This is a genomic window from Aristophania sp. ESL1142 (assembly GCF_058107345.1).
This window is the reverse complement of the sequence record NZ_JBYLUH010000002.1, coordinates 181,209-195,009: the sequence shown is the minus strand read 5'-3', so window position 1 is coordinate 195,009 and position 13,801 is coordinate 181,209. Positions and strand designations below refer to the sequence as shown.

The following is a 13,801-nucleotide window of genomic DNA, read 5'->3' as shown; positions in this document are numbered from 1 at the left end:
CCTTACGAAAATTTAAGGTGCCTATTTTTCTTTGTGAGGCATATTCTAGAGGAAAGACAACATCTTCAGATAAAATAAACAGGATTATTTTATAATTCTTTTATCGAAATAAATAACAGGAGCTTATTATGGCTTTTCATAGAAATACCCTCACTGAGCTTCTCGAAGGTGTCTGCAAGTTTGAGGAAGAAATCTACCCTCGTAATGAGCGGCTTTTTCAGAGTCTTGCCTATGACCAGTCCCCTCCAATTCTTTTCATCACCTGTGCAGATAGCCGTATCAGCCCAGGCATGATTACCCAGACTGAACCTGGAGAACTTTTCCTGATTCGTAATGTCGGTAATATTGTCCCGGCTTATGGCAATATGATCGGAGGGGTATCATCAGCGATTGAATATGCTGTTGGCAGTCTTAAAGTAAAAAATATCATCATTTGTGGCCATTCAAATTGCGGAGCTATGAATGCCCTGCTTGACCTGAACCACTCCAAGCTTGATACAATGCCAACTGTAAGACAATGGCTCAGAAACGCCGAAGCAGCCAAGGCCCAATATGCTGAGTTGAAAGCTGAGGATGCAGGCCCTGCAGAAATACGTTCTCTGACCGAAGCCAATGTCATGCTGCAATTAACGCATCTGAAAACACACCCTATCGTTGCGGGAGCATTAGCCCGCAATGAAGTCAGTATTGAGGGCTGGTATTACGATATTCAGAATGGAAAAATCTTTGTTTATGACGAAGAAACTGGAAAATTCCGCCCTGCAAAAGAAGAACTGGATGCTTTAAGAAAACGTGCGAAATCCTGACTCTTCGACTATTCTTCGAAAGTTTCTTTCAGTTTTCTGTCTGATTTTCAGTCTATGGTCACTCCCTGCTTCGGCCCATAGACTGAAGCTGACGACATGGAATTTGGACTGGCTGACCCTTCGTTCACCGGGGGATAGGGAAGTTCCAGCCAATATCCCCTTTCGTTCTGAGGGGGATTTCGACCGTTTGCGATTTTATGCCACACGCCTGAAAAGCGACATTATCGCGGTTGAAGAGGTCGAAAACGAAGCAGCTCTGCGTAAAGTTTTCGATCCTCACGATTATCATTTCATTCTAAGCAAAGATCAGATAGTCCAACGTGTTGGGCTCGTACTACGCAATAATATCTCAGCTACGATTAATCCAGATATTACTGCACTTAACGTAGAACCACCTGGAGCCAGACACGCTTTACGCAGCGGTCTGGATGTAACCCTACGTGATGATGACAATAACAAAATAGTACGCCTCCTGGTTGTCCACCTCAAAGCAGGCTGCTGGACGCGCCCGCTCTCAGATCCCAGACATTCCTGTTCTCTTCTGGTTAAACAATTTTCCATAGTTGAAAACTGGATTTTGGACCGGGAAGATGAAGGTGTTCCCTATATTATTCTGGGTGATTTCAATCGTCGTTTCACCCCGAAAGACCCTGCCTTCCTGGCTTTGCAGCAAGATGCCCCACTAAAATCCGTTACCGCAGGTCTGGCTAGTCCATGTCGTGGAAAGAGCTATTTTATCGACCATATTCTTCTCGGAGGATCAACGAAGAACTGGCTCGTCTCCGACAGCCTGCGCGTATTAACCTTCCGCTTTGACCAAAACACGGCCATGATCACCGATCACTGCCCTGTCTCAGTTACACTGGATCTTCCCTGAAATTTACACTCCAGACATTCCAATCTGTTTAATATCATGGAAGGCTAATTTCGGGTTCATTTCTGCTGCCCGGTTCATCATAAAAGAAGAACTCGCCAGAAAAACCGGATCGCCGTCAATATCATCAGCCATAGCTGTACGATTAAGAGATGCAAAATTTTCTACTGCCTCTTTCTCACCTGTAACCCAGCGAGCAAGATTATAGGGTGTGCTGTCAAACCCCACTGGCACATTATATTCCGAAGCCAACCGGGATTGCAGCACATCAAGCTGAAGAGTTCCGACAACACCGACGATTGGAGGAGCACCATCCTGCGGGCGGAAAAGCTGTACGACACCCTCTTCGGCTAACTCTGTCAGGGCCTGACGGAGTTTTTTCGCCTTCATTGCATCATCAAGGCGCACGCGCCGTAAAATCTCAGGTGCGAAGTAAGGCACCCCCGTAAAACGCAGATCTTCTCCTTCTGTCAGCGTATCCCCAATCCGTAATGTTCCGTGATTGGGAATTCCAACCACATCTCCACCAAAAGCCTCTTCGACCAACTGACGATCCTGGGCAAAGAAAAACTGTGGCGTGTGCAGGGCAAACTGCTTGTTGATCCTGACATGCTTCAAACGCATTCCACGGGTCAGACGGCCGGAACAGACGCGCGCAAAAGCCATGCGGTCACGATGATTCGGGTCCATATTGGCCTGAATTTTGAAGATAAGTGCCGTAACTTTATCTTCATCAGCCTTAACCTCTCTTGTCTCTGTCTGCTGGGCCCGTGGAGGAGGACCATAAGCAACCAGAGCATCCAGAAGATCTGTCACACCGATTTCTTTCATGGCAGACCCAAAGAAAACTGGTGTTAAATGGCCCTCATCAAAGGCTTCCTTATCAAAAGCAGGCAAAACACCCTCTGCCAGGGCACATTCTTCTTCCAGCTCTTCCCGACGGGGATCATTCTCTGCCAATGGTTCTTTAACATGCAGCTCTTTAGTCCGCAGGTCATATGTCCCGATAAATTTGGAAGCACGCCCAACAGGCCAGGTCGCTGGCGAAACGTCCAGAGCCAAACTATTGGAAATTTCATCCAACAAGGCGAAGCAATCCTGGGCCTCACGGTCCATCTTATTGATAAATGTGACGATGGGAATGTCGCGCAAACGACAGATTTCAAATAATTTACGAGTCCGTGCCTCAATTCCTTTAGCAGCATCAATCACCATCACAGCACAGTCAACCGCCGTTAATGTCCGGTAAGTGTCCTCAGAGAAGTCTTCATGGCCCGGTGTGTCCAACAAATTAAAGACGCACCCTCCATAATTGAATGTCATGACAGACGTCACAACCGAAATGCCACGATCACGCTCAATGCCCATCCAGTCAGAACGGGTACGCCTTCTCTCCCCTTTGGCACGAACATTCCCAGCCATCTGAATCGCCCCGCCAGCTCTCAGAATACGCTCTGTTAATGTTGTTTTACCGGCATCCGGGTGAGAAATAATCGCAAAAGTCCTGCGTCTGGAAATTTCACGCGATAATTCATTCGGAGAGAGTGTGTCGGACATGAAAGCCTACTACCAAGGAAACGATAATAACAAAACGCCGGGCGGAAATTCCCGCCCGGCGCTCCGCAACTGATAAATTCTGTAACCGTATAACCAGTTATTAACGTGAGTAGAACTCGACGACCAGATTTGGTTCCATCTGCACAGGATATGGAACGTCAGAAAGCTGAGGCACGCGCAGGAATGTGCCTTTCATCTGGCGATGATCCACTTCCATATATTCCGGCACGTCACGTTCAGCGCTCTGAACGGCATCAAGCAGAACAGCAAGCTGTTTGGACTTTTCACGCACTTCAATCACATCACCTTCCTTGACGAGGTAAGATGGAATATTGACGCGCTTACCATTAACCAGAATATGACCATGGTTAACGAACTGGCGGGCAGCAAAAGGCGTGATTGCAAATTTCATGCGATAGATCACGGCATCCAGACGACGCTCCAGCAGCCCGATCATGTTCTCTGATGTGTCACCCTTGCGACGCACAGCCTCATCATAATAACGACGGAACTGTTTCTCACTGATATTGCCGTAATAACCTTTAAGCTTCTGCTTACCCATCAGCTGGACAGAATAGTCAGAAGGCTTGGAACGACGACGCTGACCATGCTGGCCAGGACCATATTCACGACGGTTGACAGGAGATTTTGCACGGCCCCACAGATTGGCACCGAGACGACGGTTGATTTTATACTTACTCGCAAGACGCTTGGACACAGGTAATCCCTAGTTCTCAATCGGACCTGCCCGATACTGTGAGGACAGACCCTTTGTTGCACCGGTAGTCTCTGCCTCCTTCATGAAGCAGAACGGGATATAACGCTACAGCCAAGAAAAGACACACAGCCTGTCTTTATCATAAACTGCCGAAACACCCACTTTCCCGGCAATAGATGGGCGGTTACACGAATTGGGAGCCTCTGTCAATCAGTTCAGCTCTTTTTGCTTTCTGCAAACCCTCTTTTATTTCTGAAAATATTTTTCACCTTTTCTTAAAACAAAATATATAGTTCAAGTCATCATCTTGACCGTTAGTATGATTTACTTTGCAGTAAAACTTTCTTCCCGGAAGGTTAAAAGGTTTTCCTGATCACTATTGGATTTTTAAAGTTATGGATGCTGAAACTGCGCATGATGAGATTGAACATGTGCGCCCTATTCATGGTGTAAAACCTGCTTTAGCTGCCCTTGCTACAGGGACGTTTGCCATCGGCACGACTGAATTTGGCACAATGAGCATTTTACAGCCTCTTGCCGATTCTCTCCATCTGACTGTTGAAGAAGCCTCTACGACAATTTCAAGCTATGCCCTTGGGGTTGTTGTAGGCGCACCTGTTCTAGCCGTAGCTGGGGCCAAACTCTCTCGCAAGATGATGGTGATCCTGCTGATATGCCTCTTTGTTGTAGGAAATCTTGGCACCATCCTCTGTGCCTCTCTCCCTTCTATTGAAATCCTCCGCTTTATTACGGGCCTGCCCCACGGAGCGTTTTTTGGCATTGCTGCTTTGATTGCTGCCTCACTCGTTGATTACTCCCATCGGGGGCGTGCCATCGGGTTCGTCTTTACTGGCATCATGATTTCCACCGTGATCGGAGCCCCCTCCTTTACCGTTCTCTCCCAATATGTATCCTGGCATGTCATATATATACTGATTGCTTCAGTCGGTGTGATCTGTATTGCAAGCATGATCTATTTTGTCCCGATGGATCACCCCCAACCTGGCGCTAACCCACTAACTGAATTAAAGGCCCTGCTTATTCCACAGGTCTGGTTGACTTTCTTTACAGGGGCTATCGGGTTTGCTGGGTTGTTTGGTGTCTATACGTTCCTGACATCTGCCCTTTCTGAAGTCACTCACCTCAGTCACTGGGCCATATCTCTTTATCAGGTTGTCTGTGGTCTTGGCCTTGTTGCAGGCAATGCCTTTGGCAGTGCAATGGTTGATCGCAATCTTGATAAAACTGTTATTTTTGCACTGCTTGCCAGCATCTTCTTTATGCTGGGCTTCTGGATAGCCTTACCTTATCAATGGCTGGTCCTTCCTTTTTGCTTCCTGATCCCTGCTGGGTGCATCATCATCAGCCCTGCTCTTCAGACACGCCTGATGGATGTTGCAGGTGATGCCCAGACATTGGCAGCAGCTCTCAACCAGTCAGCATTCAACTGTGCTAATGCACTAGGACCATGGTTTGCTGCCAGACTTATTGATGCCGGGTTTGGTTTCCATGCCGTTGGATGGGGAGGAGCCATCCTGTCAGCAGGTGGATTAGGCATTTACCTGATCGCACTCATTGTCAAAAAACGCATCCCTGCTTAAGGGATGCGATACATAACCCGGTAAGCCCTGTACCCCAGCACCAGGGCTGCAACGCCCAGCCCTGATGCCAGCCCGATCCATAACCCAGCAACACCATCATGCTGATAAAAGGCTAGATATTCTCCCAGGCCAAGCCCCATAATGCCGTAACTGCCAACTGTCAGGAGCATTGGAGCATAAACATCACCGCAGCCTCTCAGGGCACCACCAAAGACAGTCTGTAAACCGTCAACCATCTGAAAGATGCCAGCAATTTTAAGAAGTATGATTGTCATTGCTATAGCTGCAGGATCTATCGAATTTCCTCTGAAATAAAAATGAGCGATAACTTCTGGAAATAATTCCAAAACAGTTCCTGTCGTAAAAGACCATAACAACACAAGCACCACAGCCGCACGGGCAGAGCGCCGCGCCTGATCCATTTTACCAGCGCCACGCCAGTAAGCTACGCGCACATTGGTTGCCTGTCCAATAGAAAGGCTCACCATGAAAAGAAGCGAAGCTGTATTCAGCGCTACCTGATGAGCCGCCAGACTTTGCGTTCCCAAACTACCCGCCCGCAATGTTGCAATCTGAAACATCAGAAGCTCCGCAGCAGCAGATGCCATCATGGGAAATCCCAGACGTGACAGCTCCTTAAGGACAGGAAGTTTTATAGGGGCCGGGTACATGACAGACCTTACTTCCGGGCGATACCAGCAGAGAATGACCATAGCAATTGTAATCGCCCATCCCGTCAGCGTCGTCGCCCTTGCCGAGCCAAATAATCCATAAGCTGGTAGCCCGAACCAGCCATGAATCAGGGCCGCATTCGTCACCCCATTGCAAAGGGCCATTGCCGGCATGATCCAAAGCAGTAAGGTCTCTGCCCCCAATGAGGGCAACGCCACCCGGAAGAGTCCAAGCACCATGATATGAGGCAGGAGCGAATAAAGGAGGATCGTGATGAAATGAACACCTTTATCCATGACTTCACTCGGCTCACCCATTAGCGCAAACAGCCACCCTGAAGATGACAAGATCATAAAACAGGGAATAAAAGCGAGCATGGCCAAAACAAAACCTGCACTCATAATGCTTCTGCCGTCATGAGCACCATCACGACCATGGTCCTGCGCGCCTCTGGCATGGGAGAGCATAACGCCCACCCCTCCCAGAAGTGCCTGAAAAATAACCATGGTTGTAAAAAAGAAATTATTGGCAATCCCACCAATGGCTACCGCTGAAACGCCTAACCCACCCAAAAGGACGGTATCAGTCACGCCCATAGCCATTTCAGAAAGCTGAGACAATGCAAGGGGCAGGCCGACACGAATAAGCGAGAGAGCGTGTCTGCTATATGAAATCTGTGTGGAATTTGGTGAAGTCTGTGAGGTCATATCTCACTCATAACGTGCTTCTTATGCAAAACAAGTATTTTGCTGTATGAAAACAATTGCTCAAAACTTTCTGCTCATGCATTGATCACTTTATGAATGACATTTCTTCTCTCCCGACCCTTCGTCTTTATAACAGCCACAGTCATATGCTGGAGCGTTTTGTTCCATCAGACCCTGCGCATATCAAACTCTATTTCTGTGGTCCAACCGTTTATGATCGGGTGCATCTTGGCAATCTCAGGGCCATGCTCTGTGCCGATATTCTGGTACGTGTTCTAAGAACACTTTATCCACACGTTACTTTTGTACGCAATATCACCGATATTGATGACAAAATCATACAGCGTGCACACAATCTGGGAGAAGATATCTCCGCCCTGACAGACCGCACGACGAAGGAATTCCATCAGGATCTGGAAGCTCTGGCCATTCTGCCACCCGATGTTGAACCTCGTGCAACGACACATATTGCTGACATGCTCACAATGATCGGCCAGTTAATCGAACAAAACCACGCTTATATCGCTGAAGGTCACGTTTTATTCGATGTAAGGTCTTTCCCTGATTATGGCGCGCTCTCTGGGCGTTCGCTCGATGATATGCGCGCAGGCGCCCGGGTCGAGGTTGCGCCCTATAAACGTGACCCCGGTGACTTTGTTTTATGGAAACCCTCCACCCCCGATGAACCAGGATGGGAAAGCCCCTTTGGCAGGGGCCGACCGGGCTGGCATATTGAATGTTCTGCCATGGCCCAACATTATCTGGGAGAAAATTTTGATATTCACGGTGGGGGGAATGACCTTCTCTTCCCTCATCATGAAAATGAACGCGCACAATCACTCTGCGCCCATCCCGGCAGCCATTTTGCCCGTTACTGGATCCATGTTGGCATGCTTCTCTCCAATGGGGAGAAAATGTCCAAATCATTGGGGAATTTTCACACCATCAGAGAGGTGCTGGAGCGTTTCCCTGCTGAAGCATTGCGTCTTCTTTACCTCGGTTCACATTATCGTTCGACGCTGGATTTCTCATGGGAAAAACTTGAAGACTCCCGCAAAACGCTCGACCGCTTTTATCGTGCTTTGGAAAAAACACCACCCTTAACCGAAAATAAAGCCGTTCCCGTAAGTTTACTTAACGCTCTTTATGAGGATTTGAATACAGCTCAGGCCCTTGCAGAGCTGCACAAACTTGCTGATCTTACCATGGCAGGGAATCAGCAGGCTGCGAATGACCTTTATAATGGGGGCAGGCTTCTAGGGCTTTTCCAGATGCCTCCTTCTGAGTGGTTTCAGGGAGATGTTGCTCTCTCTACCGATAAGATTGAAGCTTTAATCTCTGAGCGTCAGGCTGCCAAAAAAGATAAAAACTTTGCACGCGCTGATGAAATCCGCAATGAACTGGCGGCTCAGAATATTCTTTTGGAAGATGGCCCACAGGGCACGACATGGCGCAAAGGATAAAACCATGACAGGACGTGATGGTGGTGCCGACCTGGCCCCTTTAGGCCCTTATGACCCTGTTGTCATTCTGGTGCGCCCGCAACTGGCAGTTAATATCGGGACAACAGCCCGTGCCATGGCCAATGGGGGACTCTTTCACCTCCGCCTTGTTGCCCCACGCGATGGCTGGCCGCAGGAGCGCGCTTGGTATGCCTCTTCCGGGGCAGACCGTATCCTCGAAGAAGCACAGGTTTTTGAGACGGTTGATGATGCTATTGCTGACCTGCACCGTGTATTCGCAACCTGCCCTCGCCCTCGTCATATCATAAAGCCTTTAATGACTGCCCGCGGCGCCGCTACGGAATTACGGGCAATCAGTCAGCGCAAGCTTAAGGCAGGCATCCTCTTTGGCCCTGAACGTGCAGGGTTGGATAATGAGGATATGGCCAGAGCGGATGCACTCATCCGCTATCCTCTTAACCCTGGTTTCATGTCACTCAACCTCGCACAAGCTGTGTTGATTATGGCCTATGAATGGTTTCTGACTGAAGACCAGACACCAGAACGTGTCTTAATGACTAATGAAACCCACGTCGCCACAAAGGGCGAAGTGAATAATTTCATGAATCATCTTCTCAGTGATCTGGAAAAAACCGGCTTCTTACGCAATGAGCAGAAAAAGCCCGGCATGATCCGTAATCTCCGCCATCTCTTCGCCCGTGGCGAAGTGACAGAACAAGAACTACGCACACTTCATGGTGTTGTACGCGCCCTTTCTCATGATTATGGACGTTTTGTTGAGACCCCATAAAAAATGCCCCTTTCAAAAGGGGCATTTTCTTTTACGTCTTTTTCTAAAACTTCAGCTTGTCAAAGCATCATTTAAACGCTGTACAACCTTTGCACGCCCCATAACCTGCATAATATGAGCAAGCTCTGGCCCGGCTTCTTCTCCCGTCAGGGCCAGACGCAATGGCATGAAGAGCTGTTTTCCCTTCCGGCCCGTCTCAGCCTTGAGAGCATCGATCCAGCTTTTCCAGAATGTCTCATCCCATGGTTCTGGCGGCAGAAGGTCTCTGGCTTTTGTCAGAAACTCACCTTCTTCCGGCATGGAAACCGGAACAATAGAGCCATGAAATACGTCCCACCAATGTGGAACTTCCGCCATCAGATCAATATTACCACGAATAGCCAGCCAGAATGCCTCATCCGCCCCCTCAGGCAAACGGCCTTTAACCTCTTCGAAAGAAAGATTGTGCAAGGTGCGGCGGTTCAGAGCGAGGAGCTGTGTCATATCAAAACGCGCTGCTGATTTGGAAACGTGTCCGATATCATAGCGCTCAATCTGCTCATCCATCGATAGCACTTCAGGGTCATCGGACGTCCCTAGGCGAGCCAGATAAGACACGATCGCCTGTGGTTCCACGCCATCATGACGCAGGGTTGAGAGAGCTAGACCGCCCAAGCGTTTGGAAAGTTTTTCCCCGCTTCCTCCAACCAGAAGAGGGAGATGGGCGAACGTAAAATGCTTTGGCTTCGCGCCTAATGCCTCTGCAATATCAAGCTGGACGCCTGTATTTGTAATATGGTCTTCCCCACGCATGATATGAGTCACACCCATATCGAGATCATCAATCACGGATGCCAGCGTATAGAGAATACTCCCATCCGCACGAATGAGGACTGGATCAGAGATCGCTGTCAGTTTAACACTCATCTCCCCCATCACAAGATCGTTCCACTGGCGGGTCTGATCTGAGAGCTTAAAGCGCCAATAAGGCACTTTACCATTCGCCTCTGCCTTTTCACGTTGTTCAGCCGTCATTTTGAGCATGGCGCGATCATAAATAGGGGGCTTCCCGGCACGCAGACGCTGTTCTCTTTTAAACTTCAGCTCCAGCTCGCTCTCAAAACAGGGATAAAGTCGGCCAGATGCTTTTAAAGCTTCAACTTGTTCTGCGTAACGGTCCAGCCTTTCAGACTGCCACTCTTCTTCATCCCAGTCCAATCCAAGCCATTTAAGGTCACGCCTGATCGCTTCTTCATATTCTTTTTTACAGCGTTGCGTATCGGTATCATCCATACGCAATAAAAAAGTGCCTTTATGCTTGCGTGTAAACAGATAATTAGCGACAGCAAGCCGTGCGTTCCCTACATGAAGGGAACCAGTCGGGGACGGAGCAAAGCGAAGTTTCATAGCAGCTATATTCTCAATTAATTAAATCATATTCTTTAGTGCCGGACCAGTTCAGAAAGGTCCAACGCATCATCAGAGTCATCCTCATCTTCTCTCTGATCGTCAAATAATTCATCTTCTTCAACCAGCCTTCGCGGGTCGAGACTACGCCAATCGCGTTCCATGACCGTTGCAGGTGAAGATACAAAATCATCCAGCTCAGAAGTGGCTTTCCAGCCATCATCTCCTGCCTCAAGCACTTCAGCATTTTCTCCGAAAGAAAACCAGCTTTCAAGAACTTCCCGCCCAATTGCCCCTGGCACGCGGCAACGTTCAACACTGTCGCGAACATAGGCACGCGCAAAAGCATTGGCATGAGCCAGATCGAGAAATCCTCTGACTTCTTCAATCGTATCATCATCTGTTGCGCCTGACTGATCAATAATCCTCACAACCCATTGCTGGGATTCAGGCTTTGTTTCCGTATTACTCATGACCTCTGCTTTAACTATAGTTTCTGACGAAATCTGTTCAGAAGAAATTCACGTCCGACCTTAACGCGCATCTGCTTTCCATAGACGATAATATCAGCCGTTGCATAGGTTTCAGACCAGCTTTTAGGCAGAAATGAGCCTGTCCCTACAACGTCAATAGGGGCATGGGCCTTTTTCATTGTAATGCATTTTGTAATACTGAAACCAGAGGAAACAATAATCTTTACTTTCGGAAAGCCAGCTTTATCAAGCGCCTCTCTCATATACCATATTGCTGCAGCCGAGACGCCCATACCCACCAGATAATGTCTTTCCTTATCAGAACAATAATGGCGGATAATCCCCGGATTATGGCGTTCTAGAACTTCATAAGAAGAGGATGTATCCAACCCCTCCAGGAAACGCCCCCCATGCGTATCAAGCCTGATACTGATTTCACCACGTCTGGCCCTTTCTGGAAACCGATGACAGACAGCCAATGTATCCTTAATTTCCTGACCAAAATAATCCACCAGAACAACCAATTGATCTTTTGGATAAAGCTCCGCATACATTTCCGCAGCCCGAACTGTTGAGCCTGCGTAGCCAACCAGGGCATGAGGCATCGTCCCCAGTCCCTTTTCCATTCCGAAAAAGCCGGCCGTACCGTGATTGGCGTTACCAATAAATCCTCTGGCTCCCTCCTTCTGCGCAGCCCGTGATCCAACAGACGCTGCATAAGCCATAAGCTCCTGCATTTCAGCACCTGCACAATGACGCGCTTCCATCGCCAGAAATGGAACTTCTGGCAATGTTACCGCCATCTGATAGGCATTATAGGCTGCGACACAGGCCGCTCCTATTTTTTGCAGAACCATCGTTTCCAGTAAAACCAGATCAGAAAAATTACCACTCAGGTAAAAAAGGACTTCCCCCGCGCCAACCCACGCTCCTTCAGGAAAATGCTCTTCAATTTCAATTCCAAACCCCTGTGTTTGTGCGACATTTTTTAGCCAGGCCAAAGCAAGGCCGCAGGCCGCAATAACAGGGCGTCGAATAAAAACTGCGTAAGTAACGCGCTCATCACCAAAATGACTTACAATCTCACGTGTCCGCTGGAAATAGGCATCCGTCCTGCTAAGAATTTCATCTTCAGACAGTGTCAGTTTCGGACCCAAAGCAGATGCAAGTGCTTCTTCTGATGTTGCCATGAACGCGTTCTTTCGCAGACATGAGATTAAAAAAGGATCGTTTATTGACGACCTCTCGATTCAGTCAGTGCCTTTGTCAGCAGAAAAGCCATTTCCAGTGACTGCTCTGCATTCAGGCGCGGATCACAGAATGTCTCATAACGTAGACCCAGATCATCTTCTGAAAGACGATGCGCCCCGCCGATACATTCTGTAACATTCTGTCCTGTCATTTCAAAATGCACACCACCAGGACGCAACCCTGCTTGTTTAAAAACTTCAAAGAAACCGATCACTTCTGCCAGAACATCCTCGAAAGAACGTGTTTTGACCTTGGCTGTAGTTGTTGTCGTATTTCCATGCATCGGGTCACATAACCACGTCACATGACGGCCTGTTCTCTGGACCGCTTCCAGTAAGGGCGGCAGATAATCATGAATCTTTGCCTGCCCCATACGGGAGATCAGCGTAATACGGCCTTCTTCATCCAATGGATTGAGAATTTCGAGCAGTTTTTCAAGGTCTACAATTGTCGTGGTGGGACCAACCTTTATGCCGATCGGATTTTCAACACCCCGGAGAAATTCGACATGCGCCCCATCAGGCTGGCGAGTACGATCCCCAATCCACAGGAAATGGGCTGAACAGTCATAATAGCGTCCAGACGTACTATCAATCCGCGTCAGAGCCTGCTCATAGGGTAATAAAAGCGCTTCATGGGACGTGTAAAATTCAGTTTCATCTATATGGGCTGAATCACCATTTAAACCACAGGCTTTGATGAAAGAAAGGGCTTCATCAATACGGCTGGAAAGATCCTGATAAAGCTCAGCCATAGGAGAACGCGCTACAAAATCCAGATTCCACCCATGCACACGGTGAAGGTTCGCGTAACCGCCATTGGAAAAAGCACGCAGCAGGTTCATGACCCCTGCTGACTGGAAATAAGCTGTTTCCATCCGGCGTGGATCAGGCTCGCGGGCTTCTGCTGTAAATTCAGGGCCATTAATGATATCACCACGGTAGGAAGGCAGGCTCTGACCGTCCACCGTTTCCATATCTGACGAGCGTGGCTTCGCATATTGCCCTGCCATACGGCCGATTTTCACAACAGGCACTTTCGCCCCGAATGTCAGTACAACTGCCATCTGCAACAAGACACGGAAAGTGTCACGTACGATATCAGCTGTATATTCATTAAAACTTTCAGCGCAGTTTCCGCCCTGCAATACAAAAGCTTCCCCCCGCCCTGCTTGCGCCAAACGGGATTTCAAACGCCGTGCTTCCCCGGCAAAAACAAGCGGAGGATATTTCGAAAGACGTGCTTCTACAGTCCCAAGTAATGTCTGATCAGCATAAGATGGCATCTGACGCACTGGCCGTGTGCGCCAGCTCTCAGGTAGCCACCCATTATGGGCAGTGGTTGTTGCGGTCTCAGGGGTTTTACTAACCTCTGCCATTCTTTATTCTCCAGCTTTCGTCGCGGCTTATCGGGCCTACAAATTATACTCTATCCGGGTTTTTGGCTATGGCGCAAAATATAACCGCCTTAAAATAGAGTTTTTGATCAGGTTATAAAGAGCAG

General features: G+C 48.5%; 12 protein-coding genes. 5 read left to right on the top strand and 7 right to left on the bottom strand.

The window, feature by feature from the left end; genetic code table 11:
• Positions 1–128 precede the first annotated feature (128 nt).
• Together AC3B6P_RS08580 and AC3B6P_RS08575 are read left to right on the top strand one after the other, a co-directional pair.
• The gene (locus AC3B6P_RS08580) at positions 129–806 is read left to right on the top strand and encodes a carbonic anhydrase (RefSeq protein WP_489805718.1); all 678 of its coding nucleotides are present in this window, start codon (positions 129–131) and stop codon (positions 804–806) included.
• Positions 793–1,683, top strand: a complete 891-nt coding sequence (locus AC3B6P_RS08575) for an endonuclease/exonuclease/phosphatase family protein (protein WP_489805717.1) — start codon at positions 793–795, stop codon at positions 1,681–1,683. The genes AC3B6P_RS08580 and AC3B6P_RS08575 overlap by 14 nt, the downstream gene beginning before the upstream one ends.
• Before the next feature lie 3 nt (positions 1,684–1,686).
• On the opposite strand, the gene prfC is transcribed toward AC3B6P_RS08575, so the two are convergent.
• The gene (gene prfC, locus AC3B6P_RS08570) at positions 1,687–3,237 is read right to left on the bottom strand and encodes a peptide chain release factor 3 (protein WP_489805716.1); all 1,551 of its coding nucleotides are present in this window, start codon (positions 3,235–3,237) and stop codon (positions 1,687–1,689) included.
• A gap of 100 nt (positions 3,238–3,337) precedes the next feature.
• Positions 3,338–3,955 carry a 30S ribosomal protein S4 gene (gene rpsD, locus AC3B6P_RS08565; protein ID WP_489805715.1) on the bottom strand — a complete coding sequence of 206 codons (618 nt, stop codon included), beginning with the start codon at positions 3,953–3,955 and terminating at the stop codon, positions 3,338–3,340.
• Between the two features lie 395 nt (positions 3,956–4,350).
• Here rpsD and AC3B6P_RS08560 point away from each other — a divergent pair, with 395 nt between their 5' ends.
• Entirely contained in the window at positions 4,351–5,556 is a 1,206-nt protein-coding gene (locus AC3B6P_RS08560; RefSeq protein WP_489805714.1) for an MFS transporter, read from the top strand.
• Here the strand turns inward: AC3B6P_RS08560 and AC3B6P_RS08555 are convergent.
• A complete protein-coding gene (locus AC3B6P_RS08555) occupies positions 5,553–6,935 on the bottom strand; it encodes an MATE family efflux transporter (protein WP_489805713.1) in 1,383 nt (460 codons plus the stop codon). The two genes, AC3B6P_RS08560 and AC3B6P_RS08555, sit on opposite strands and share 4 nt — an antisense overlap.
• Before the next feature lie 92 nt (positions 6,936–7,027).
• On the opposite strand from AC3B6P_RS08555, the gene cysS reads away from it, so the two are divergent.
• Complete coding sequence (cysS, locus tag AC3B6P_RS08550) at positions 7,028–8,398, top strand: cysteine--tRNA ligase (protein ID WP_489805712.1); 1,371 nt, start codon at positions 7,028–7,030, stop codon at positions 8,396–8,398.
• Positions 8,399–8,402: 4 nt separating this feature from the next.
• Positions 8,403–9,188 carry an RNA methyltransferase gene (locus AC3B6P_RS08545; RefSeq protein ID WP_489805711.1) on the top strand — a complete coding sequence of 262 codons (786 nt, stop codon included), beginning with the start codon at positions 8,403–8,405 and terminating at the stop codon, positions 9,186–9,188.
• Between the two features lie 51 nt (positions 9,189–9,239).
• On the opposite strand, the gene gltX is transcribed toward AC3B6P_RS08545, so the two are convergent.
• Genes gltX through AC3B6P_RS08525 form a run of 4 tightly spaced genes read right to left on the bottom strand, consistent with a single transcriptional unit; the run spans position 9,240 to position 13,676 of the window.
• Positions 9,240–10,574, bottom strand: a complete 1,335-nt coding sequence (gltX, locus tag AC3B6P_RS08540) for a glutamate--tRNA ligase (protein ID WP_489805710.1) — start codon at positions 10,572–10,574, stop codon at positions 9,240–9,242.
• A gap of 35 nt (positions 10,575–10,609) precedes the next feature.
• Positions 10,610–11,047, bottom strand: coding sequence for a hypothetical protein (locus AC3B6P_RS08535; protein WP_489805709.1), 438 nt, complete (start codon positions 11,045–11,047; stop codon positions 10,610–10,612).
• Positions 11,048–11,061: 14 nt separating this feature from the next.
• On the bottom strand, positions 11,062–12,237 hold the full coding sequence (locus AC3B6P_RS08530; protein ID WP_489805708.1) for a nicotinate phosphoribosyltransferase: 1,176 nt from the start codon (positions 12,235–12,237) through the stop codon (positions 11,062–11,064).
• A 41-nt stretch (positions 12,238–12,278) separates the two neighbouring features.
• Entirely contained in the window at positions 12,279–13,676 is a 1,398-nt protein-coding gene (locus tag AC3B6P_RS08525) for a class II 3-deoxy-7-phosphoheptulonate synthase (protein ID WP_489805707.1), read from the bottom strand.
• Positions 13,677–13,801: the final 125 nt, after the last annotated feature.